Below are 23,821 nucleotides of genomic sequence, written 5' to 3'. Positions count from 1 at the left end.
TTACTTTGCCTTTTCTACGATCTTAAATAAACGATGGCGCTTCTCGCGGGAAAGAGGACGGGTTTCGATCGCCAAAATCCTGTCTCCTACTTGGCACTCATTTTTTTCGTCGTGAACCTTCATTTTTACGGTTCTGCGAACGATCTTCTTGAATCTCGGGTGGGTCTTGCGAGTTTCCACAACCATGACTAAAGTCTTATCCATGGCGGTGCTCACGACCTTCCCTTCGCTCAGAAGAGATTTCTTAACGGACTTCTTTGCTGTTTCCATAATCAGTTCTTAGCCTTTGCCGCCGCTTTTGCAGCCCCGTTGGACTTAGCGACGTTTTGGTCTTTACGCTCCGCTCTGGAAAAATGACGGACCTTCTTGCTTCCCGTTCCGGCAGCCAATTGGCGCTCTTTTTGAATGGTCAGAAGGCGAGCGATCTTCTTTTTTGCGTTCGCGATTACCTTCGGATTTTCCAGGGAACGAGCCACTCCATATTGGAAGCGAGCGTTACGGATCACCTTACGAGCATCCTCGATTTGCGCGAGAATCTCTACGTCCTTCAGTTCGTGCAATTTGATCTTTTTCATAGAGTCGACCTCTTCACGAATTCGGTTTGAACCGGCAGTTTATATGCGGCCAGATCCAACGCCTTCTTAGCGGTGGCTTCATCGATACCGCTCATCTCGAACAAAATGCGACCCGGGCGAATTTCTGCGATCCAGAACTCCGGGTTCCCTTTTCCTTTACCCATCCGAGTTTCGGCCGGTTTTTTCGTGATCGGCAAATGCGGAAAAATCCGAATCCATAATTTTCCGCCCCGTTTCACTTGACGGTTGATCGTGATACGTGCCGCTTCGATTTGGCGTGCAGTCAGGCGACCGGACGTAACGGCTTTCAAGCCGAACTCTCCGAAGGAGACTTTGGAACCGCGCTCGTCGGTGCCTTTCAGTCTTCCCCTTTGTCTTTTCCTGAACTTAACTCTTTTCGGTGATAACATCTTTCGTTCCCTGTAAACCGATCCTTAAAGATCAGTTGGTCCTTCTCTTAACCGCGTATTTGTCCTCTTCGGATTCCTCTTTGTTAGAGATAAAATCCCCGGTGTAGGTCCAAACCTTCACACCGATCTGTCCGAAAGTAGTACTAGCTTCACGGAAACCTAAATCGATCTTGGCGCGCAAGGTATGCAAAGGAATACGGCCCTCGCGATAATGTTCCCTACGAGCCATGTCCGCGCCGTTCAAACGGCCGGAGATCATGATCTTGATTCCTTCCACACCGCCTCTCATTGCACGACGAAGCTCCTGCTTCATTACGCGACGGAAAGGTTGGCGTTCTTCGATCTGGATCGCGATGGACTCGGCAATGCACTGAGCGATCGTTTCCGGTTTTTTGACCTCGATAATATTGAGGTTCAACGGCTTCTCGCTCATCGTTTTGATGACTTTCTTAACCGCTTCTATGTTGGCACCGTTTTTACCGATCACCACGCCTGGCTTAGCGGTATGAAGATTCACGTTGATCTTTTCGGGAAAACGTTCAACGACAACCTTGACCACTCCGGCTTCGCGGAAGCGACTTTGGATAAAACGACGAATACGAATATCTTCGTGAAGATTCTTTTTGTAGTCCTGTTGGGAAAACCAAATGGAATCCCATCCACGGGTGATCCCGATACGAAGTCCGACTGGATTAACTTTCTGTCCCATGATTTCCCCTATTAATCAGAGATTACCACTGTTACGTGGCTGGTTCTCTTACGAATCCTTGCCGCACGACCGCGGGCACGAGGACGGAAGCGCTTTAGAATCGGGCCTTCGTCCACGAGGATCTTTTTAATGAACATCTTACCGGGCTCCGCGCTTTCGTTTTTCACGACCGCATTTGCGGAAGCGGATTTGATCAGCTTGAAGATCGGCTCGATTGCTTTCTTATTCGTATACTTCAGAATATCCAAAGCTTCCGCGACTTCGTAACCTCTGATCTCGTCTGCGACAAGACGGAGTTTACGCGGAGACATCCGGATAAATCTGGCGATGGCTACGGCTTCCATTATTTCTTACCGGCCTTTTTATCAGTATTTCCATGACCGCGATACGTGCGAGTCGGAGCGAATTCCCCCAGTTTATGTCCGACCATATTGTCGTTGATATAAACCGGAATGAATTTGTTTCCGTTATGAACCATGATCGTATGACCGATCATGTCCGGAAAAATCGTGCTTCTACGCGACCAGGTTCTGAAAGGCTTCTTCTGGTTCTCGGAGTTCAGCTTGATCACCTTGCTCATTAGGTGGCTGTCGATGAACGGACCTTTTTTCGAGGATCTCATGATGATTACCTGCTCCTATTTCCCTTTCTTTTCTGGACGATGAACTTGTCGGAAGGTTTCGCCTTACGACGAGTCTTATAACCCTTGGTAGGAATCCCCCAAGGAGTCACAGGGTGTCTTCCTCCGGAAGTCCGTCCTTCCCCACCACCATGCGGGTGGTCAACGGGGTTCATCACGACCCCGCGTACTTTCGGACGCTTTCCAAGCCATCTGCTTCGGCCCGCTTTTCCGATGGAAACCAAGTTGTGATCTTTATTACTGCAGATTCCGATCGTCGCATAACAATTCTGGTGCACTTTCCGGACTTCGGAGCTCGGGAGTTTCAGGAGAATGTATTCTCCGTCACGACCTGCGATCGTCGCAAAGGAACCGGCCGTTCTGGCGATCTGGCCGCCTCTTCCGATTTTCAATTCCACGTTATGAACGTTTGTGCCCGGAGGAATTTTTCCCAAAGGAAGAGCGTTCCCGACTTTGATCTCCGCGGCTTCGCCGGAAGAAATCTTATCACCGACTTTCATTCCGTCCGCGTTCAGGATGTATGAGTATTCTCCGTCCGTATAACAAACAAGAGAAATGAATGCGGAACGATACGGATCGTACTCTACGGATTTCACGGTAGCGGGAATACCCACTTTCCTTCTTTTGAAATCTATGATACGATATTTGCGTTTTACTCTTCCGCCTTTTCTACGAACGGAGATTTTTCCGCCTTCTCCCCTCCCCGCTTTGTAATTCACGGAAACGGTGAGAGGTCTGTACGGCTCGACTTCGGTCAGTTCCGAAAAATCAAGAACGGACTTGAAGCGGCTTGCGGAAGTAACGGGTTTGAATTTTTTAATTCCCATTTCTTATGCTTCCTTTCCAAAATCGATGCTAGCGCCGTCCTGGAAAGTGACGATGGCCTTCTTCCAGTGAGCTTTCGGAGCGGGCAAATGACGAAAACGTTTCACTTTTCCGCGATACACTTGTATGTTCACGGAGGAAGGAACCACGTTGTATATTTTACGGAATGCTTCCTTCACCAAAGTCTTATTCGCTCTAGGATGGATTTCCACGGTATATTTTACGGTTCTTTTTCCCAACTTCTCGCCGATCGTCTCCAGATCCTGGGACTTTTCGGTTACGATGGGAGAAAGGATGACTTCGTTGAGGTTCATTACTTGCTTTCTCCGTAATGCTTCAGGATCTCTCCCAAGGCTCCCTCGGTGATGACCAGGTTTCGATTGTAGAGAATATCCCGGATAGAAATGCGTTTGGAGTTGATGTATTTCACGGTCGGGATGTTGCGAACGGATTTTTTCAGAAAATCGTTCTCTCCACCCACCATGAAACCGATGACTCCGGTATTCTTTAATCCGATATTATTGAATAAAGTCGCAAAAGCCTTGGTATTAAATTCTTTCGGATCCAGATCCTCTACGATCTTAATCGCCGTGGACTGCGCCTTCTTGTTCAGAATCGAAAGTACTGCACGACGCTTCACTTTCGGAGAAACTTTGTAGGAATAATCCCTCTTTCTGGGTCCGTGAACGGTACCACCGCCAACCCATTGAGGAGCCCGAATGGATCCTTGGCGAGCGCGACCGGTCCCTTTTTGAGACCAGGGTTTTTTCCCGCCCCCGGAAACTTCTGCTCGGGTCTTGGTATGGTGATTCCCGGAACGCAGGTTAGCGTTTTCCGCCTTAATGGCGTCGTAGATAGCGCCGCTACTGTATTTGGATTCGAAAATTGCCGCTGGCAATTCGATTTCCGACAACAGCTTTCCTTCTCTGGAGTACTTCTGTGCTTTCATGACTCTACCGGATTTTTATAGCTTCTCGATGGTAACAATGGTATTCGCAGGCCCTGGAACGGAGCCGCTGACAAACACCAGATTTTCCGCTTCGTGAATACGAACCACTTTCAGATTCAAAACAGTTTTGGTATCGGAACCGGTGCGTCCCGGGAGCTTGCGCCCTTTGAATACCCTTCCTGGTGTGGTGTTGGAACCCATAGAACCTGGGTGTCTATGGAAACGGGAACCGTGAGCTCCCGGACCTCCGTGGTGACCGTAACGTTTGATCACACCCTGAAATCCTTTTCCCTTGCTGGTCCCCGTTACTTTCACCGTATCGGAAACTGCAAATACGTCTTGCGCCTTAAGCTCGGCACCCTGTGCAGGTGCGTCGCCGAAATCCCGGAATTCCTTCAACACTCTCTTGGGAGACAATCCGGCATTTGCCAAATGTCCCATTTGGGCTTTTGACAGATGTTTTTCTTTGTCATTCTGAAAAGCCAACTGAATCGCCGCGTAACCGTCTTTCTCGACGGATTTCACTTGGGAAACTGCGCAGGGACCTACCTCTAAGACGGTTACAGGAATGATATTTCCTTGCTCGTCGAAGATTTGGGACATCCCTATCTTTTTACCGATTAATCCCTTTGCCATTGCTTCTTCCCTTAGGATTTAATGTCCACGGACACTCCGGCAGGAAGCTGCAATTTCATTAAAGCTTCCACCGTGTCTTCATTCGTGTCCAGGATGTCGATCAGCCGTTTGTGAGTTTTCATCTCAAACTGCTCTCTTGATTTTTTATTTACGTGAGGAGAACGGAGCACTGTGTAGATTTCCTTCTTCGTTGGAAGAGGAATCGGACCGGAGACTGTAGCTCCGGTCCTCTTGGCAGTGGCAACAATCTCGTAAGTCGATTGGTCGATCAATTTATGATCGAATGCCTTGAGCTTTACTCTGATCTTTTGGCCAGCCATTCCCTTACTCTTACTCGGTGATCTCGGCCACGACGCCGGAGCCAATGGTCTTTCCGCCTTCGCGAATCGCGAACTTGAGACCTTTGTCCATGGCGATCGGGTGAATCAACTCGATGCTCATCGTTACGTTGTCCCCGGGCATAACCATCTCCATTCCGGAAGGAAGGTTACAAACGCCGGTGATGTCGGTCGTTCTAAAATAGAACTGAGGACGGTAGTTGTTGAAGAACGGAGTGTGACGTCCACCTTCGTCTTTGGTCAGAACGTAAACTTCCGCGTTGAACTTTTTGTGAGGGGTGATCGAACCCGGCTTAGCGAGAACCTGACCTCTTTCGATATCCTCTTTTTTAGTTCCACGAAGGAGCGCTCCGATATTGTCTCCTGCCTCAGCGGCATCCAACAATTTGCGGAACATCTCGATACCGGTAACGACGGTTTTGGTGGTAGGACGAATTCCCACGATCTCGACTTCGTCGTTGATCTTCAGGGTTCCTTGTTCCACACGACCGGTAGCAACGGTTCCACGGCCGGTGATGGAGAACACGTCTTCCACAGGCATTAGGAACGGTTTGTCTACGATACGTTTCGGGTTCGGAACGTAAGTGTCCAGAGCTTCCATCAATTTGATGATCGATTTCGTTCCGAGTTCGGAATCCTCTCCTTCGAGAGCTTTCAGAGCGGATCCGTAAACGATAGGAGTGTTATCGCCTGGGAAGCTATATTTATTGAGCAGGTCGCGAACGTCCATCTCAACCATTTGGATCATCTCTTCACGCTCATCGTCGGCAAGCATGTCGGCTTTGTTGATGTATACGATGATGTAAGGAACGCCAACCTGACGAGCGAGCAGAATGTGTTCTTTCGTCTGAGGCATTGGTCCGTCTGTAGCAGAAACCACCAGAATAGCCGCGTCCATTTGAGCAGCGCCGGTGATCATGTTCTTAACGTAGTCAGCGTGACCCGGACAGTCAACGTGAGCATAGTGACGGTTTGCGGTCTCATACTCTTGGTGAGAGGTTGCAATCGTGATTCCGCGGGCTTTTTCCTCAGGTGCGTTGTCGATTTGGTCGTAGGCTACAGCTTTGTTTTTCCCACCTAACACTTTTGCCAAAGTGGTGGTGATTGCTGCAGTTAGGGTGGTTTTCCCGTGGTCTACGTGCCCGATCGTTCCGACGTTTAAGTGAGGTTTGGACCTGTCGAATTTCTCCTTAGCCATAGTGCTTTTAAACTCCTTACTTGTTAACGAACCCTCACGGGACTCATTTAATGCAATACAGAATGGTGATCAAAGTCGAAAAGGGTGTCCAAAGACAGGACGCCCCTTCCCTGAGCCATATTTCTAAGGACACCGCTAAAGCCAAGCAAGTTTTGCGCAGCAGCACTTGCCTGGATCAAGGAACGGCCTTCCGCCACCGAAACCACCTTTCGAATCTTAGCCTCCCGCTTTGCCAAGCTGGCTAAGACGTCCCCTAAATAAGAATCCGGTAATAGAATCTCTATTTCGGAGACAGGACCGATCGGATCCGTGTTCGACGGAATTATGTCCTTTAAACCCTTGATCACGGCCACCTTGATCAAAGAAGAAAGATCTTCTCCGAAACCGCCCGAAGGAGGTTCGAAAGAATTCACGATCATCTGGACTCCGAGAACTTCATCCCCGTTTCTTCCAGTGGCGAGCACTTCCTCAAAAGCGAAAGCAATCGCCGACTCTACTTCTTCCGGTAGCTGTGTTTGGAACCGCACTCCCTTGGAGAAACTGTGAGAGCTTTCCAAGGACGCGAGCACCTGACCGCTCGAGACTTTTTGGTCGAACGCGGTATGCTGAAATGCGACCTTTTTCACCAAATTTTTCCATAAGGCAAATCTTGCAACTTTGATTCCGCTAGTCTGAAAACTTTTTGGAAAGGACTCTTTCAGGCGAGAGAGAGAGATCTCCAAATGCAACTCTCCCGTTCCGGAAAGCCGGAATTGCCCCGTATCGGAAAGAATATCCAAAGAAACGGATTCGTCCAGCCAAGCAAGCTCCTGCAATACTCCCCAGAATTCTTCCCGATCTTCTCCCCGTTCCGGTTCCAATAGGATCTGGAATTGCTTTCTCGCAGGAGACAATAAGTTCGGATTTGGAACATTATGTCGTGTGAATACGTCTCCCGGGTGGGGAGAAAGAAAAGAAGTCGTTGCGAGCAATTCTCCAGGTTCCGCATTAGAAGTTTCCTCCGCCTCCCTCGCGGAAATCCGGTACAAATTTTGGATCTGTAGAGCCGCACCTTCGGAAAAAAACCGGTCTCCGACTTGCATGGGAGCGAGAGCTTGGAAATGCAGAAGCTTCCCCAATTCCGGATGGACCTCCCGCTTGAACACGATCCCCGCAATTTCCTCGTTTTGCGGAGAAGACTTCGGGCGCCCCAGGGCTACTAGTTCGAAAATGGACAAGAGCTCCTTAACCCCGTTTCCGTGAAGAGCGGAACCTCCTAACACCGGAAAAATCCGCCCGGCCCAAAATCCACGTACGAATCCCAAGAGAGCCAATTCGGAGAGACGTTCCGGATGTTTCAGGTATTCTTCGGAGAGAGAAGCGTCCCACTCCAATAAAGGGAGAAACTCCCCTTCCGCGCCGGACTTGTCCAATAAAGGCACCGTTCCGTCTTCCCGGAAAAGAAGCGTGGGTTCTCGTCCCAGAGCCACCTCCAGATCCACGAGGGAAGAAAGGATATCCGCACCTTGACGATCTAGTTTATTCAGAAAAATGAATATGGGTTTTCCGGATTTGCGGAGCATCTCCACATTTTGGAACGTTTGGGATTTCAAACCCTCGTACGAATCGATGAGCACTAGGCCGAAATCCGCGACAAGCAAGGAAGCGTTCGCTTGGGATTGGAAATCCAAATGTCCCGGATTGTCCACGAATTGCAGAAGAAGCCTCGCGTTCTCCGAGCTGGGATACTGAATTCTCGCGACTGTGGATTGGATGGAAATTCCCCTTTCGATCTCCTCGGGAAGATAATCCGACTCTGTCGTCCCTTCCTCGATTCTGCCGGGAGCGGAGATTCTACCGGTCACAAATAGGATCCGTTCCAGTAACGTGGTCTTACCGGCATCGATATGCGCAAAAATCCCCGGATTCAAGGTTGGAAGAAACATGGCGAAGTTTTTTTACTTTCGCGACCCAAGGATTGGAGGCAAAGAAAGTTTTTAGTGAACAGACGTTAGATCCATATTTTTAACGGTTGCTTTTCGAAAACCTGCGCTTCTACTATTGCCCCAAAATATTGCGGGGCGGACCGCGTCGCCTTCTATGATCCGGCCGCATTCGAAAAGAGACACAGGAGACGAGCGAGATGGAATTATCCGGAAAACAGACCGAAAATGCATGGAAGATCCTGATCCTATTATTCTTTGCGAACCTGCTGAACTTTTTCGATCGAACGATACCCGCAATTCTAGTGGAACCCATACGCCACGAATGGACGTTAAGCGACCTGGAGCTAGGGCTCATGGGTTCCGTTTTCACGGTGGTGTATGCGATAGCCGGCGTTCCCCTAGGCAGACTCGCGGATTCCGGAACCAGAAAGAAAATCATGGGCTGGGGACTCAGCGCCTGGAGTCTCTTTACCGGAATTAACGGTCTTGCTTGGAACTACCTCTCGTTTCTCTTCGTTCGAATGGGAGTGGGAGTCGGAGAAGCCACGTATGCTCCCGCCGCAAATTCCATGATCGGCGATCTTTTTCCCGCTCACAAAAGAGCGCGTGCCACCGGGATCTTCATGCTGGGACTTCCTCTCGGGTTGCTTCTCGCATTTTTTACCGTCGGAGCCATGGTAAAATCCTTCGGAACTTGGCGGGCCCCGTTTTTCATTGCCGCAGTCCCGGGTTTTATTTTGGCGGTCTGTTTTTTTCTGATCCGCGAACCGGAAAGAGGAGCCGCGGAAGCAGTCCGAATTTCCGAAAAAACGGTTTCGCAACCGATCAAAACCGTTTTGAAAAATAGGACGATGTGGTGGCTTATTTTATCCGGGCTGACCTTCAACTTTGCAGTGTATGCCGTAAATAGTTTTCTGGTTTCTTTGTTGCAGAGATACTTTCACGTTTCCCTAACCGAGGCGGCCATAACTACGGGATGCATCGTCGGAGTCACCGGGCTTGTCGGCTTAACTCTCGGAGGATGGTTGGCCGACCGCATTCACCAAAGGTGGGAAAGAGGTCGACTTCTCTTCGGAGCGTTCAATCTCTTAGTTTGCGGAATCGCGGTTTGGTTCGCGTTAAAACAGCCGGAAAGTTCAGTACTTTTGTTTTCTTCTTTATTCGGTTTCGGCTGGCTTCTATCCTACAATTACTATACCTGCGTGTATCCGGCCATCCAGGATGTGATCGAACCCAGACTGAGAGCCACCGCCATGGCCCTTTATTTTGCCGCCATGTACCTGTTAGGCGGAGCAGCCGGCCCGACTGTCGTGGGCTGGATTTCCGATCAGTATTCCCGCAAAGCGATGATCGAATCCGGAACGATGGAAATGTCCGAACGTTTTAAGGCGATCGGACTTCACGAAGCTCTGATTCTCATTCCCTTCACCGTGCTCGTGTCCGCGATTTTCGTGTTCTTCGCCTCCCGCTCCTTTGCGGAAGACGCAAGAAGAATGAAACAAAGCCTGTCGGATCGGACCTAGAAAAATCGGGAAACCTATCCGTCGGACCGTTTTACCAGACTAGCTCCGATGCAAACGCAAGCGAGAGCGGAAGTCCAGGCGGGTAAAGGAAAAAAGTAAAGAAACTCGATGACCGCCAATCCCGCCAAATGAATCAGGATCGGAATGGACAAAATACGAACCGTGTTCGCGTTTTTCTCGGAAACGTTTCCGAGCAACCAAAGAAGAAGAGCGACGGAAAACAAGGACACGGAAAGCGCGATTCCCATTCCGTAATAGAAATCATCGTAGGAACGGTTCGTGACTTTTCCCATCATCGGTACCTTAACTTCCGACATCGACTGCAGCAAAGACTGAGCGGAAGGTTCTTGGACATTCTTTCTGTTCTGCATTCCGAACGTGTGCCCTACCGTATGGAAGAGGATCAAAAGTGCTGCGATACGCAAAAGAATTTTAGGTTTCATATTTCTCCTTTGGATTGGCGGCCCCCTCGCTTCCGCTCGGGTCACGCTGCTTCGGGCTACGCTCCGCTTCGGTCGCAAGCGCCTCGGTTCTAAATCCGCGAACCCTCTGCGGGCTCACGCTTTCGACTGTTTCACACCCTACGCATCGTTGCCGCGTTCTTGACCAGAATCCTTAAGTATATTCTAATTCTTCCGTATATCCGTCGAATCCTGTTAGAGATTCCAAGACTTTCGGGCATCCGATACGAATTATTTCGAGAATGCCTGTTGTTTCGTCTCAGCTAGCTTTTTCCAAAAGCCGTCCGGATATGCTTTCGACAATTTTTCATAAAATAATTTTTCGGCGTTCTTCTTATCTACTTTGTCTATCGATATATCATTATAAAAAACTTTTCGGAGGAAATTCGAATCCATACTTTTAATGTAACCTTCCCCGGGTTCAAAAACTATGGCAACCTTATTCCCCGAAAACAATTCCGTAATCCCGGCGGCATCATCGATCAATCCGTAAGGATTCTCTTTGGTAGTGCGAATCACTTTCGCCATGATAATCCCGCCGAACGTTATTTCTCCCGCCTTCGCTCTTATAGGAAACGATTTGAAGGATTGATTGGAATCGAGAGGAAAATCCCGAACAATCGTTCTCTGACAATTCTGTCCACAATTGATTTGGTAAGTATACGTTACTCTGGATATCAAGTATTCTTTCTTAGGATCGACCGAGAGCAATAAGTAGAACGGTTCAATGTACCCTTTTTTTCCCTCATAGTATTGGGTAGAGCCTACTTTTTCCATGATAGTAGGCGCTTCCATCGGATAAGGATTTGCCGTAACCACATTCCCTTTTCCGTCTTTTAAGATAACCTCGGAGAACTTGATAGAATCGGAAGTCAAATATGTATAAACGGTACCGGAATCTTTGCTGAGCAGCTTTCCGATCCCGAATGGGCCGTTCATTTCCGGATTATAGACGTAGAAACCGAACGCTACCAATCCAAAATTCTTCTTATCCTTTTCGTTTGTCGGATTATAGGCTCGAATTACGTGGCTTGTACAATTTGCGATCATTGCAAAAAATACCAATAGCATCATTCTTTCGAAGTAAGGTCGCATGATTTTGAAATTCCCCATTCATAATGTTTAAGATACGAAACTTAAAAATGATTAATTTTTAGTATAAGAGAGTTAAGTTTTTATAGTTGTTAAATCTTTCAAGGGTATTTTACAACTTGGGGCTAGAAAGGAACAACCCGAAGCCCCGCAAGCAAACCCAAAAACCATTTCCATTTCGGCTTACGTTCTCTTTCTTTTGAAACGCGGCGCGACGGCATAATTCAATTGGATCAGGAACGTAACTGCGATGCTAAGGTAATTATCGATCAGACAGAGCATCGTAGACAAGCCGTAAAATATTTGGGCGTAGATCACCCGCTTTCGGATGATCCGATCGATCGCCTGAATGTCGGGGTGGTCGGTGTCCAACAGATCGTTCCGATAAGCGTAAGCCCAATGGAAATAAATCGTGGCGCCTAGCAATACTAGGTTCAGCCAATAAAGAACCACTGCGGTTTTGAATTGGATGAATTCGCTTAAAAAAGCGGTGCTAAAAGGCAAGAGGGAAACGAATGATAAATACAGAACGGAAATCCAGCTTAAGTGACGGTCACTCTTCCGGATAAAGGTGAATTGCATGGAGTGCGCCGTCCAAAAAATCCCCAGAGTGATGAAACTCAACCCATAACTCAATAGCTTATGCGAAATGGAAACCAAATATGCAATAAGATCCGATTCCGACCGGATCAATTCCGTTGCGGGTAACTTAATATCCAGAACAAGCAAAGTAAATGCGACCGCAAAGACTCCGTCAGCCAATGCCTCCGTTCTATGGATTCTTTGCCCCGCTAATCGATTGTAATTATGACTCCAGAGCACCGTCACCTCTCGAAATAAATAGGATGTTTACGTCTTCTAAGATGGAGTTGTCAAGAAGGAAGAAAGAGTTCTTCTATTTCGGCAAAGAAAAGTAAAAAGTCGCACCGTGATCCTGTTCTCCCTCCGCCCAAATTTTCCCGCCGTGACGTTCCACGATACTTTTAACGGTCGCCAAACCTACTCCCGTACCTTCGAACTCTTCTTGCGCATGTAATCTTTGAAACACCCCGAAAAGCCTACTGTAGTAATTCATATTGAATCCCGCACCGTTATCCTTTACGAAATAAGCTACTCCTCCTTCCGTGGGCTCGGAACCGATCTCGATAACTGCTTTGTTTTTGTTCTTCGTGTATTTCAGTGCGTTCGATATAAGATTGATCCAAACCTGCCGAATCGTGACGAAGTCCGCAAGAGCGTCCGGAATTTCATATATACGAAACTCCACGTTCCTCCCGGCCTCGTACCCTTTCAGATCCGAAGCAACCGTCTCTACGAGTTCTTTCATCGATAATTTCACTTTTCTCAGCTCTGCTCTTTCCGATTTGGAAAACTGAAGCAAATCTTCGATAAGCTCGCTCATCCTATCGGCATTGGCGAGTATCTTTCCGGTCAAAGATATTGCGTCTTCGCTTAGTTCTTCGATGTGATCTTCGATTAATATTTTGGTATATCCGCTGACTGCGCGAAGCGGGGCTCGGAGATCGTGGGAAACGGAATAGGAAAATGCCTCCAGTCCCTTGTTGGATTTTTGAAGTCTTTCTTCCGCGACCGTTCTCGCCAGGTCGATCCGATTCAATATACTTGAGACGTACCAAACGGCGGCAAAAAAGGTGAATATGATGCTTGTGATCAGGATTCCCACGTACAATTCCACTGCGAGGGGAATCTTTGCGCCTATCAAAAGGCGGATATATCCGAAAAGAATCGGCACCAATACGACTAAGGGCAATAGAGCTCTGAAAATTCTTCCCCCCAAACGTGGGCTCGTAAAAGTCTTCATGAAGCCCGACTCCGGATTGATTGCCAGTATGGCTCCTGCATAAAAGATAAAGCAAACAGCCGTATGCAATGCCATCGGAATATACGTAAGAACTCCGTAAAATTCCTTTACCCCGTACAAGTAACCGATGATCGAAAATATTCCGATCAAGAGTACCGGAAATGCGAGAAAATTGGAGATCGTTTTGCTCGACTCTTCCTTTCGGATCGAGAAATAGCCCGCTAAACCCACAAGTAGGAAACAGAACGCGGTATTCGGAGCCATTCGGTTCGGGGTGCCGTTAACGACATCCTCCGCGATTTTTTTCGCGAACAGAATCCGGTCGATTCCAAAATCATAAAGTTCAAATATGGTAAAAAGCTTCGACGCTCCGATTCCGGATACGACGATAAATAAGGATAACGCTATTCGATAAAACGAAATCCTTTTTTCCGAAAACATTGCGGAGAAAAAGATCGCAAGCCCTATAACCAAGAATGTGGCTCCGGTTGCTGGATTCATCGCGACTAGCCCGGGCAGGATTCTCTTAAAGAACTGTAAATCGAACTGCCAACCCGTCAATACGAAGAAGGCAGTCAACATAGGAGGGATAGCAAAATACGTCGGGTATTTCTTCATCCGATCGTAAGGTTTTTCGGATTTCGGCGGACCGACAAATCGACGAATCCGGAAAGGAATCGCGATTTGTCGCTAAACAATTGGCGTTAAGTGCCCACGCTATATCGCATCAAGCTCTCCAATGCGCCAGGATCATCCCCATTGCTTGCAAGGAGACGAAGTAATAGGCCGCATTGATAAAGAATAGCTTCCAGGATTTTCCTTCCCAAGATACGGAACCGAACAACAGCGGAACGTAAAATCCGATCCAAGTGAATAAGGCAGCGAAAAATCCGTACGTCCAGGAGGATTGATCTGCTCCGACCTTCCAGGAAGAAGGACGCCAACTATCCACACTGTGCGCCAAAACGTATGCGGTTAAAAAGGAACCGATCACCATCAGTGCAAGGGATTTCATCATCTGCTTTTGGTCCGGCTTCATGTCCTGAGGAAATCCCATTTCCGCAGCCCACATTTTTCCGAACAATGGCCCGTACCAAAGGAATCCGATGGCGACATTCGAAAGAACTCCGGCTAAAATCGCTAAATAATTTAAATGAATTTCGGGTTGCATAAAAGCCCTCTTGTAGTTCGACTCGGGACAGCTTTATAGCCTCGATCGGGCGAGAGTCAAGCCTTTATTCCCGCTTTCAAAAGTCTTTGAGTGCGGGAGTCAAGTTTCGTATTCTTCCGCACTGGATGAATGTGTAACGGAATAGAGCCTTTTCAAATACAATTGGGCGGCTTTATCGTCCGGATAGACTTTGATGACTCGATCGAAAAATTCCTTTGCTTCCGCATAGGAATTGGCGTAAAAGCATTTTACGGCGGATTCGTAATCGGACTTCGTCTTCAATTTCAAATCCTGAAATTCCTCCTCGTCTCCGTCGATAATCTCGTAAACGGAAACGGGTTTCTGCTTTCCCTTGACCTTAACCCTGTCCAAAAAGCGGAAATGAAACTTACCACTGTCCTTGACCGCTTCCACGGTACTCTCACTCACCGCGATTCTGGAACCGTAAATCTTGGTCAAACTTTCGATTCTCGAGGCGAGATTCACCGTATCGGAGATCACGGTCCCTTCCAATCTCTCCTCCGCACCTATCGTCCCTAACATCAAAGATCCTGAATGTATTCCTACTCCGATCTGGATCGGGATATAACCCTGATTGTTCCGATGTGCGTTATACTCTTTCAGATACCTTTGCATTTCCACACCGGCTGCTACGGCATCCAGAACGCTCTTTTCGAACAAGGCCATGATCGCGTCACCGATGAACTTATCGATGAACCCGTTATGCCTTTGAATAATGGGGCTCATGCGACTCAAATAGGAATTGATGAAATTGAAATTCTCCGCCGGAGTCATCAACTCCGACAAGGTGGTAAAAGATCGAATATCGCTGAACAAAACGGCCATATCCTTTTGGATCTGATCTCCTAACTTCACATCCAAGATCGATTCCTTGCCCAGATTCGCCAAAAAATCCCGAGGAACGAACCTTGCGTAAGATTCCGTTAGGATTTTCTGCATCTCCAGAGTCTTTGCCTGGGCTTCTTCCTTTTCTTTCTTGATCATATTGATTCGCGAGGCCAAAGCGAACGAGAGAAGAACCACCTCCAATCCCGCCCCGATCTGAAGACCGTAATTGGTAAGAAAGACATCCGGAAGGATTGCGAAAGATTTCAAACCGTACAATATCCCTCCGGAAAGCAGAGTAAGCCAAGCGACCAGGTAGTAAACCGCCGGTTTATAACCTTTTCTTAATACGTAAAACGCGCACCCTAATATCAAGGGGACATTCAACATCGCATAAACCGCAAGCATCCAAAGAATGGAGGAAATCTTAACGAAAATCGAAACGACCGTAAGCAGGAGACCTAGAATGCTCGAAACAATCAGCACCTTATCCACTCTCGGAACGTTCTCGAAAGTCATTAGGAAGTAGCGGGAAAAAAGGATGACGAATACCGGCAAAAGCGGAATGAGGAACGTAGGAGCGTAGCTGGCCAGCCAAATGGAGTCGGGCCAAACGAATTGAAACGCCAGTCCGTTGAGACTCATCTGAAGTAGACCGAACGTGACGATGTATAAGACGTAAAAGAAATAACTTAGATCTTTTACTGTAAAGAATAGAAATAGGTTATAAAGAGCCATCACGAATATAAGGCCGTAATACAATCCGAAAACGAACTGTTCCGTCGCGTTACGGTTCGCAAAAGCCTTTTCGCTCAAAATCTGCATCGGAAGCGAGATCGTGCTCTCCGATTCGATGCGAAGGTACAGAACGGATTCCTTATCCAAGTCATCCTCTCCATGAAATGGAAGCTCGAATATGAAATTTCTGTGATTGATTGCCCGCTCCGAAAAGGGCAATTTGTCCCCCGCTTTCATAACCGAATACCCTCTCTCGGATGGGAAGTATAAGTCGACGTGATCAAGGACGGGATGACTGATTTCTAAGTACCAACTTCGTACTTTCTGGGAATGATTCCGAACCGGGATCCGTATCCAGTATGTATATTCGGTGATTCCGAAATTCGTCTTTTCTGGAACGGAAAAAACGACGCCTCGCTCCCCGTCGCCGACGACATCCTTTATTGTTAGATTTTTGCTTTTGTCCACGTAAAAAGTCACAGCTTTGGCGACCTCGTACAGGTCTTTTTCATCATTCAATATGATTTCATTTGCTTCAGCAAAGAGAGGTATTACGGGGAAAAGAAAGACGACGAATAAAACTCTGACAATGCCATAAATCATATTATTTTTGAATTCCTAAAGCTTTCGAAATCAGCCGGTCAAAGACTCGAGTAGGTAAATATTTCGGAAGAATCGTATCCGTCAAGAAGCTACTTTTTAGGAAGTACCTGGTTTTTGGGCGTTCGCTTAACAGAGCCTCTAGAGTCGCGGCGACTACCTTCCTCATAGGAACTCCCGATCTGGCTTTTTTTTCGTTTATTTGGATGAATTTTAAAAGGGAATCCTTATATTCGGATCCGACGGAGATCTTATGCAGACCTTCGTTTATTTTGTCGGTTAATGGTGTTAAAATGGAGCCGGGAAGGATCGATATCACATCGATCCCATAAAGCTGTAACTCGCGGCGAAAACCGTCCGTTAAGGCCTCCAATCCGTATTTGGATACGGAGTAGGCGGCAAGAAAAGGGAATGTACGCGTTCCGCTAAGAGAACTGATATTGACCACCCTGCCGGGAGGAAGCTCGGAATTCCTTCTTCCTCCTATGAGGGGAAGAAATTTCTGAATCACGGTAAAAGGACCGACAAGATTGATTTCTAGTTGGTTCCGAAAGGAGGAAACCGGTAATTCGGATAGGGGTCCGGGAATTACCACACCGGCATTATTTATGATTCCTTTAAGTCCTTTGCCCTTGAGTTCCTTTGTTACGATTTCCACCGATTTCTGTATTGCCCATTCGTCGGTAACGTCGAAGTGTAAGGGAAAAAATCTATCGCCGAACTTCTCCTTCAAAGCGATTCCCTGCTCTTCGGAGCGCAAACTACCGAAAATGTGAAACCCCTTTTGGACCAAGGCTTCCGTCAACGCCAATCCTACTCCGGAATTCACACCGGTAATAAGTACAGAATCCATAGGCACATTTTTCACAATTCGGGAACACGTGCAAATTATTTATTGCTTTTTTAGAAAATTCCAATATTCATGCCAGCCATGACTGGAATCGGCCATTTATCCTCTGCTTTCTTATTAAAATCCAAGTTCAAAGAGACTCCTATCTGGATTTTACTCATCGGAGCCGAAGTAGTGGAATTACTATGGGTTCTGCTGAATCTAAACCCTTTTGGATTTTCTCCTGCATTGGAATTTATGAAAATTGAAATTCCCTTCCTATATATCGGGGATATGAAATTGCTCAGCCAACAGTATTCCCATTCCCTTTTCGGAGGGGTCGCAATCGGGATCGTCTTCTTTTTCCTACTCAAGTTTTTCGAAAAAAACTGGACCCTAAACTACCTCCCCATCGCGCTGATCGTAAGCGGCCATTGGTGCTTGGATTTTCTAGTACACGACCACGATCTACAGATTTTTCCTCTCACAGGCTCGATGAAAGTAGGCCCTCTTTATTCCTTCGATCTTGCCGCCCCCGAATTGGGCATCAGTGCTACCATACCCTTGCTCGGTTTCAGCATACAAGCCTGCTTTTCATTACTTTGCGTTTACGTTTTCCTTAGAAATTTCCGTTTCACGAATCCGGGAAGGAAAAAAGTTTTCCTAATCGGAATCGTAGTTTTGAATCTTTTCGCCTTACCTATTTTCATAAAAGGCTGCATGACCTTTCTTATAAAATCGGAGAACTGGATGGCCTTTATGGTATTAGCGGATATGGTTTTTTCCGGGGTCTTGCTTTTTTATCTTTCCAAGACTTCCATTTCGAATACCGCCTAAGACGAAACGAATCCCAACTAGGATTCTTCATTTCCGCGAATGGGATTTTATGAATTCCAGGATTTTCGGAAAAACATCCTTATCGCTGTTTTTGCCCATTAACGTATCCTGGTGTCCATAACCTTTAGCTATGAATAGCTCGTTTCTTACGTTCGGTTTTAATCTTTTAAGAACGTCATGCGCGATTATATTGGAATCCTTGAATACTTTGTTCTTATCTCCCGTGATGAACAGGATCGGCGTCAATATTTCTGCGGCGTGTTCGAGATAGTTGTTAGGCAAAGAATCGTACGATTTGTTTAAAACTTCGTATTTCACGATTACTTTTCGAAAGACGGATTTCCGGATCTGCCGGTGATAGTTCATAGACGTCGCTCCGAAAAGATCCCCAACTCTTCGATGCGTGATCGAAGGGAGATTCTCGTGTTCATAACAAGCCGGCCACCCGGTTCCCCACATAAGACTTAGCATGTGACAAGCCGGATTATCGCATTCCGTATGGAACAAACTGATGAATTTGGAAAAAAGCTTTCCTCTGGCCGGACCCGGAAGATAGGACCAACGCGGGTTTACGTTCGGAAAACGGAAAACGTTCTCTATTAGGAACGGTGCGAACATGAGTTTGATCTTGGACCAAGTGGCGACGTTCGGAGTCAAAGAAACGCTGTTGGAAGTCACACTTGCGATACCGTCTATTTTTTTGGAAAACAGACTCATAAAGAAAGTAATGGATCCTACGCAATGCACGATAAAATGAATTCTCTTATCCTTTCCGACTTCCGATCTTACCTTTTCCACTGCGGCCGGAACGTCGTATAAGGCGATATCGTCCAAATTATAACGATGAGGAGTCAGATTGTATCCAAATCGTAGACTTCCACGCCAATCGAAACTCCAAACATCGGTATAACCGTTTTCATGCAGATAGGTGACCAGATTCTTATGTTCGGGCATGATGAACATATCCGAAGAAGTGGTCAGCCCGTGCATCAGCACGATCACGTCTTTACATTCTTTTTTCTTAAATCGCAACAAGCTTAAGGAGAGTTTGTCCGCCGTGGTAACATAATGGGTGGTTACTTCGGAATTTTTTACGCCTTCCAATGTGAATAAAGGGATTTCCCTTTCTTTCCAAAGCTCCGGTTCTGCTTTGGCCCAATGAGCGGCATATACTTCCCAGAGATTTCCCGCGAACAATTCTCCGAATGTAAGCAATGCGCTTTTTCTTTCCTCGAAAGTTTTTCCGTCCGAACGGAAAGTGGTCATCTGCTTGATGAAATCCAGTTCTTTGATATGGAGAATGCCTTCGGCGATCCTCACGGCTTTCGCTTCCAACTTTTCTTCTACGAATCCCTTGAAAATCCGCGTATAAAGTGTAGAAGTGTCGCTCCAGATGCGGAGAATTCCGTCGTCCTTGACGATCTTATGCCCGCTCAAAGTGAATTCCTCTCCTTTCGAATTCCTGAGGAAGAGCCTATATTGCATATTTTTAATGTTCTTCGAAGGAGTGCCCTTATCTACGAAACAATTGAACGTCCCCTTGACTACAGCCAAACGACCGCCCAAAGCGGCGCTTTCTACCCAGCCGATCGCTTCCCCGCGTTCGGCAGGATCATAGACGAAGAAGGCGACGTCTTTGATTCGGATCGTCAGATGGAACATCAGATAATTTTTTTCCTTCTTCCCTGCAGCGTAAGAGTCTTCGTAAGACGCTTTCGGAGAGAAGGTCACATAACCTTTCATTTCCTCGGTGAATTCGAGACTGACCGGAGAAGAGAGAGAAGGTGTGGTTTTGGGCGCTTTCTTTCTGATCGTCATGATAATCGCATCCTAATTTGTCTCTATTAAAGCTTTGCCGACGGTTTTATTTTTGTGATCGCTTCCGCAACTCGTTCGGACAATGCGGAAATCGTCATGGATGGATTGGCGCCGACGGCTGAGGGAATCAAACTCCCGTCTGCGACGTACAACCCTTTGTAATGAAAGACCTGTCCGTACGTTTTCGGATCGGAAGAGCAAACCCCTTCCTGAGGCGAAGTTGCGAGCACGCATCCTCCAAGCGGGTGAACGGTAACGTTGTTCCGTATAGGCCAGGCCCAGGTAGGAAGAGGAAAATTCGATTCGGCTTGCGTAAAGGAAGCGAATTTCTTCGTTACTTCCAGAATCGAATCGTACAGAGACATACTGTTTTTCTGAGGCCAGAAAATCGCGAGAGATTTTCTTTTTTTATCCAGATGCATTTCACCGTCGGATTTATCGACTCCCATGCAAAGTAAAACTGCCGAAGTGTAGGAAATATCCCCTTTTAAGGTCTCTCCGATCAAAAAGCCGATGCGACCGAAAATTTTTCCGTTTATGAATCGTTTGAAGATCTCGCCGGCCATTTTCAAAAAGAATCCGATGCGAAGAAACCAGGGAATAGCTCCTTCGACAAAATACGAAGCGAATACAGGATAGCTCGCGTCTTCGAGAACGAACGCCCGATTGGAATCATAATTTTTGAATAGATTGTAATCGGTATATTGAGTAATGACAGGACCGTAATTCGGATCTGCGGGGTCTTTTCCTTTTACCACGAAAGAAAGAAAGTCTCCGTTTCCGGAAAAGCGTTTGCCGAGTCGGTCCGAAATCTCCGGCAAAGTTTTGAACTGTTCCTTGCACTTCAGCAAAAGTTCGGTCGTTCCCAAGGTGCCGGCGGAAAGGATTACTCGGACCGCGTCCACGTGCCGAAACGTATCATTCTCCAGGTCTACAAAATGCACCCTGTATCCGAATTCTCCTTTCGAGTTCGCGTCTTCCCCGCCGTCCTTTCCTAAAGGCACGATTTTAACGACTAAATGTTCCGTCCGAATTTCGGCTTTGTATTTGTTCTCGGCAACGAAGAGATAATTCAGGTCTAACGTATTTTTGGAATGCGTATTGCAGCCGATATCGCACTCCGCACAATATGTACAGGAAGTCTGAACGGCTCCGAATCGGTTTTTTTCCTGCAGCCCTATATCCAAAGGTTTCTTGAAATCGTTTCCGAAAAAGACGTTAATATTCGCCAATTTGGATTCTCGTCCTGCGGATTTCGCGAACTTCTCGTACAATTCCGTTCGAACCACTCTTCTTCTTTCGTCTCCATTTCGAGGAATGGGACGGGAACCGAGAACATCTTTCACTATTTTGTAATAAGGATTCAGATCTTTTCTCTTAGTACCGGTAGGCCAACGTTCGTCGAAGACATGATCCGGGGGCTCCAAAAATACGTTCGCGTAAATCAAGGATCCGCCTCCGAGGCCCGCGGATAGAACGACGTCCATATTCGGATAGTTACGGATATCGAATAGCCCCGTCTCGTTCAGCTTTCTGAATTGCTTTGCTCGATAGGGGTTCGGGTCCGCAGGAATATTCCAGAAATTCTTGGACATGGCATGAGGCGAGCGGGGAAAGGATCCCTTTGGGTATCTTTTGCCTCTTTCTAATATTAAAACTTTCTTACCCCATTTCCTGGAGAGTCTACAGCCCGTAATTGCGCCGCCGAACCCTGAACCGATGATGACCGCCTCGTACAATGGAAACACTCCCCTAGCCTGGAAAAGTTTACTTATTTGTCTTATTTGCCCGATAATTGCAATAATTAATTGCCCTAATTTCCGTATTTTGAATAAATTTCCCCCGGAGAATCCATGAGCCGAATCCAATATATCATCCTTTCGGACATACATCTGGGCGGTTATAATAGCCTATTGACCTTTATCCAGGAAACCCCTCGGAATCCGAACGGTACGAGATACAACGTCGACGCGCAAAAAACCTCTCCCGTGCTTCGGGACCTGGCGGAGTGCATCAAAGAAATCGTAAATTCGATTAACAAAGGGGGAAAACCTCAGATCATCCTACTCGGAGACGTGATGGAACTGGCCCTAGGAGGACTCAACGATGCCTCCATGACATTCGAGCGTTTTCTCGAATGCATGTATAGCCGAAAGAATGCACCCTTTTCCAACCAAATCCTGTATCTTCCCGGAAATCACGATCACCATCTCTGGGAGACCGCTCGAGAAAAGCAGTATGCAAACTATATTTCCAAGTTAAAACCTAAGGAGCATATTTCCGCCCCCTGGCATACGACCAAGATGGTGCATCCCGACCTGATCGAATCGGATCTATTGACCGATCTATTTCGGAGAAACCACAAATCGAAACAGGGAAAGGTGATGATCGCCTATCCGAATTATGAAATTCGAGGAAAGAGCGGAAGGTCCATATTCCTGACCCATGGAAATTTTCTGGAAAACATCTATTCGTTAATGAGTTCAATCCAGAGAATTCTCCTTCCCGAATTAAGCGGATCGGACGGTTTAAAATCGAAAAAAAAATCCGGCTTGTTAAGTCGAATCGCCAAAATGCTGCCGCTTCAGGCAGTACCGGAACCTAACCGACCCGATTCGATTTATGAACTAGAGCACGAAAACTTCGCTTGGATCGATTTCTTTTGGTCCACTTTAGGGAGATCCGGAAAGGTCGGAAAAGGAGTCGGATTGATCTATGATATGCTACAGGACGAAAAAGCGGTCGGAAAACTAAGCGATAACATTTCCGGATATCTATTACGAAAACTGAAAATTCTTCCTTTCTTTAAAACGATCGTACAGTACGCTCTTTCCTTTTTCCTGAAAAAAGCGATCCTGAACGTAGGGCAGAGCGAAAGAGGAATGTCCGATTCTGTCCTAAGCCAGGAAGTGATCGAAAATCTGAACTTTTACCTGGAGACAATCCTTCCGAACCAATGGAAAGAGGAGACGAGGCGCGAATATCCGATTAATTATTCCTTTATATTCGGACACACTCATAAACCTTTCGAAACCCTCTCGGAAGACTTAGGGCTGGAGACTCGATCCGTACCGGTCTTTAACACCGGCGGATGGGTCGTGGACACCATTCAAAAAATGAAGACCCATGGGGGTGCGGTGCTTTTAGTCGACGAGGATGCAAACGTAGTTTCTTTCCATGCTTATACGGAAGGCGACATTCGGCCCTCCTTTCATGTTCCTAAAGGTTACCAGAATCCTCTTTATGCCGACTTACTCGCCAAAGTGAATCTGGAGGGTCGTAGTTTTAAGAAACTATCTCAGTCGATCGCGAGCGAAATCGAGTTAAGAAGAAAGGTGTTAAGGGCTCGAGTGGTGGAGTAAGGCCCCACCCTCTTTGGGCGGGGGCCGGTGCGGTGGTACCCGCGGAGCGGCGCCCCAACGCGGATAGCAGAAATTCTCAAAATGAAAAGCGTTTTTTAGGAAAAGTGATGTAGGAACTCCTACAAGGAATTAGGTGCTATAAATGAATTTGTGATAAAGAGACAAGGGGCACACAGTTGCTACGCCTCTATCTGAACTTGGACGGGGCAACTCTTCTCCCGAATTGCTTTCAATTCGCTCAAAATCTCTGCTCCATTCCTAGTCTTTGCGGCGGCGAAATCCATTTATATGATTTTTCGAGCGCAAATAATGATTCTTATCCGATTTATATTATCTTGATATAGCCTTAACCCACTTATCCCCTATAGGAATGGCGTCATAGATTCGGATGCGCGTATACATTTGTATCTTAGACGAAGACGGGGGAAATTAAGGCAATCATTATGGCGGTAGAATCGGCATTCACGAAGTTAAAGAATCTATAAGATAAAGTACCCCCCATTTTCGATGAATATAG

The 23,821-nt window shown here is 47.0% G+C and carries 25 protein-coding genes; 3 read left to right on the top strand and 22 right to left on the bottom strand.

The genetic code is table 11. The features are described 5' to 3' along the window. Genes rpsQ through EHO60_RS08390 form a run of 13 tightly spaced genes read right to left on the bottom strand, consistent with a single transcriptional unit; the run spans position 1 to position 8,205 of the window. Positions 1–270, bottom strand: coding sequence for a 30S ribosomal protein S17 (gene rpsQ / locus EHO60_RS08450; protein ID WP_135767678.1), 270 nt, complete (start codon positions 268–270; stop codon positions 1–3). A gap of 2 nt (positions 271–272) precedes the next feature. Further along, positions 273–575, bottom strand: coding sequence for a 50S ribosomal protein L29 (rpmC, locus tag EHO60_RS08445; protein WP_135767677.1), 303 nt, complete (start codon positions 573–575; stop codon positions 273–275). Continuing rightward, positions 572–985, bottom strand: a complete 414-nt coding sequence (gene rplP, locus EHO60_RS08440) for a 50S ribosomal protein L16 (protein WP_135767676.1) — start codon at positions 983–985, stop codon at positions 572–574. The genes rpmC and rplP overlap by 4 nt, the downstream gene beginning before the upstream one ends. A gap of 31 nt (positions 986–1,016) precedes the next feature. Next, positions 1,017–1,694: a 30S ribosomal protein S3 gene (rpsC, locus tag EHO60_RS08435; protein WP_135767675.1), complete on the bottom strand. Its 678-nt coding sequence runs from the start codon at positions 1,692–1,694 to the stop codon at positions 1,017–1,019. Between the two features lie 11 nt (positions 1,695–1,705). Next, entirely contained in the window at positions 1,706–2,038 is a 333-nt protein-coding gene (rplV, locus tag EHO60_RS08430; protein ID WP_135767674.1) for a 50S ribosomal protein L22, read from the bottom strand. Beyond that, the gene (rpsS, locus tag EHO60_RS08425; protein ID WP_135767673.1) at positions 2,038–2,319 is read right to left on the bottom strand and encodes a 30S ribosomal protein S19; all 282 of its coding nucleotides are present in this window, start codon (positions 2,317–2,319) and stop codon (positions 2,038–2,040) included. The genes rplV and rpsS overlap by 1 nt, the downstream gene beginning before the upstream one ends. A gap of 2 nt (positions 2,320–2,321) precedes the next feature. Continuing rightward, on the bottom strand, positions 2,322–3,161 hold the full coding sequence (rplB, locus tag EHO60_RS08420; RefSeq protein ID WP_135767672.1) for a 50S ribosomal protein L2: 840 nt from the start codon (positions 3,159–3,161) through the stop codon (positions 2,322–2,324). Positions 3,162–3,164: 3 nt separating this feature from the next. Continuing rightward, positions 3,165–3,473 (bottom strand): 50S ribosomal protein L23, encoded by a 309-nt coding sequence (locus EHO60_RS08415; RefSeq protein WP_135767671.1) that lies wholly within the window; start codon positions 3,471–3,473, stop codon positions 3,165–3,167. After that, the gene (gene rplD / locus EHO60_RS08410) at positions 3,473–4,108 is read right to left on the bottom strand and encodes a 50S ribosomal protein L4 (protein ID WP_135767670.1); all 636 of its coding nucleotides are present in this window, start codon (positions 4,106–4,108) and stop codon (positions 3,473–3,475) included. Before rplD ends, EHO60_RS08415 begins: the two co-directional genes overlap by 1 nt. 15 nt (positions 4,109–4,123) lie before the next feature. Then, positions 4,124–4,744 carry a 50S ribosomal protein L3 gene (rplC, locus tag EHO60_RS08405; protein WP_135767669.1) on the bottom strand — a complete coding sequence of 207 codons (621 nt, stop codon included), beginning with the start codon at positions 4,742–4,744 and terminating at the stop codon, positions 4,124–4,126. A gap of 11 nt (positions 4,745–4,755) precedes the next feature. Beyond that, the gene (gene rpsJ / locus EHO60_RS08400; RefSeq protein WP_008593919.1) at positions 4,756–5,064 is read right to left on the bottom strand and encodes a 30S ribosomal protein S10; all 309 of its coding nucleotides are present in this window, start codon (positions 5,062–5,064) and stop codon (positions 4,756–4,758) included. Positions 5,065–5,074: 10 nt separating this feature from the next. Then, positions 5,075–6,280, bottom strand: a complete 1,206-nt coding sequence (gene tuf, locus EHO60_RS08395) for an elongation factor Tu (protein ID WP_135767668.1) — start codon at positions 6,278–6,280, stop codon at positions 5,075–5,077. 47 nt (positions 6,281–6,327) lie between these two features. After that, entirely contained in the window at positions 6,328–8,205 is a 1,878-nt protein-coding gene (locus tag EHO60_RS08390; protein ID WP_135767667.1) for an elongation factor G-like protein, read from the bottom strand. A gap of 197 nt (positions 8,206–8,402) precedes the next feature. On the opposite strand from EHO60_RS08390, the gene EHO60_RS08385 reads away from it, so the two are divergent. After that, complete coding sequence (locus EHO60_RS08385; protein WP_135767666.1) at positions 8,403–9,728, top strand: spinster family MFS transporter; 1,326 nt, start codon at positions 8,403–8,405, stop codon at positions 9,726–9,728. Between the two features lie 14 nt (positions 9,729–9,742). Here EHO60_RS08385 and EHO60_RS08380 read toward each other — a convergent pair whose 3' ends face one another. From EHO60_RS08380 to EHO60_RS08350, 7 genes are all read right to left on the bottom strand, one after another. Beyond that, positions 9,743–10,171 (bottom strand): LIC_13387 family protein, encoded by a 429-nt coding sequence (locus EHO60_RS08380; protein WP_135767665.1) that lies wholly within the window; start codon positions 10,169–10,171, stop codon positions 9,743–9,745. A gap of 249 nt (positions 10,172–10,420) precedes the next feature. Next, the gene (lp30, locus tag EHO60_RS08375) at positions 10,421–11,284 is read right to left on the bottom strand and encodes a plasminogen-binding receptor Lp30 (protein ID WP_135768009.1); all 864 of its coding nucleotides are present in this window, start codon (positions 11,282–11,284) and stop codon (positions 10,421–10,423) included. 180 nt (positions 11,285–11,464) lie between these two features. Next, a complete protein-coding gene (locus tag EHO60_RS08370; protein ID WP_135767664.1) occupies positions 11,465–12,103 on the bottom strand; it encodes a TMEM175 family protein in 639 nt (212 codons plus the stop codon). A gap of 73 nt (positions 12,104–12,176) precedes the next feature. After that, complete coding sequence (locus EHO60_RS08365; protein ID WP_135767663.1) at positions 12,177–13,721, bottom strand: sensor histidine kinase; 1,545 nt, start codon at positions 13,719–13,721, stop codon at positions 12,177–12,179. Between the two features lie 109 nt (positions 13,722–13,830). Next, positions 13,831–14,274: a DUF1761 domain-containing protein gene (locus EHO60_RS08360; protein ID WP_135767662.1), complete on the bottom strand. Its 444-nt coding sequence runs from the start codon at positions 14,272–14,274 to the stop codon at positions 13,831–13,833. Between the two features lie 99 nt (positions 14,275–14,373). Further along, entirely contained in the window at positions 14,374–16,461 is a 2,088-nt protein-coding gene (locus EHO60_RS08355; protein WP_135767661.1) for a 7TM diverse intracellular signaling domain-containing protein, read from the bottom strand. Between the two features lies 1 nt (position 16,462). Next, a complete protein-coding gene (locus EHO60_RS08350; protein WP_135767660.1) occupies positions 16,463–17,311 on the bottom strand; it encodes an SDR family NAD(P)-dependent oxidoreductase in 849 nt (282 codons plus the stop codon). A 69-nt stretch (positions 17,312–17,380) separates the two neighbouring features. On the opposite strand from EHO60_RS08350, the gene EHO60_RS08345 reads away from it, so the two are divergent. Next, entirely contained in the window at positions 17,381–18,124 is a 744-nt protein-coding gene (locus tag EHO60_RS08345; RefSeq protein WP_246028196.1) for a hypothetical protein, read from the top strand. Between the two features lie 27 nt (positions 18,125–18,151). Here the strand turns inward: EHO60_RS08345 and EHO60_RS08340 are convergent, their stop codons facing one another. Together EHO60_RS08340 and EHO60_RS08335 are read right to left on the bottom strand one after the other, a co-directional pair. After that, on the bottom strand, positions 18,152–19,942 hold the full coding sequence (locus tag EHO60_RS08340) for an alpha/beta fold hydrolase (protein ID WP_135767659.1): 1,791 nt from the start codon (positions 19,940–19,942) through the stop codon (positions 18,152–18,154). Between the two features lie 26 nt (positions 19,943–19,968). Then, entirely contained in the window at positions 19,969–21,681 is a 1,713-nt protein-coding gene (locus tag EHO60_RS08335; protein ID WP_246028239.1) for a GMC oxidoreductase, read from the bottom strand. A 114-nt stretch (positions 21,682–21,795) separates the two neighbouring features. On the opposite strand from EHO60_RS08335, the gene EHO60_RS08330 reads away from it, so the two are divergent. After that, positions 21,796–23,304, top strand: a complete 1,509-nt coding sequence (locus EHO60_RS08330) for a metallophosphoesterase (protein WP_135767657.1) — start codon at positions 21,796–21,798, stop codon at positions 23,302–23,304. The last annotated feature ends 517 nt before the right edge of the window (positions 23,305–23,821 follow it).

The sequence above is a fragment of the Leptospira fletcheri genome (genome assembly GCF_004769195.1).
Classification (GTDB): domain Bacteria; phylum Spirochaetota; class Leptospiria; order Leptospirales; family Leptospiraceae; genus Leptospira_B; species Leptospira_B fletcheri.
Note: the sequence above shows the minus strand (reverse complement) of the source record. Positions and strands in the feature narration are given on the sequence as shown.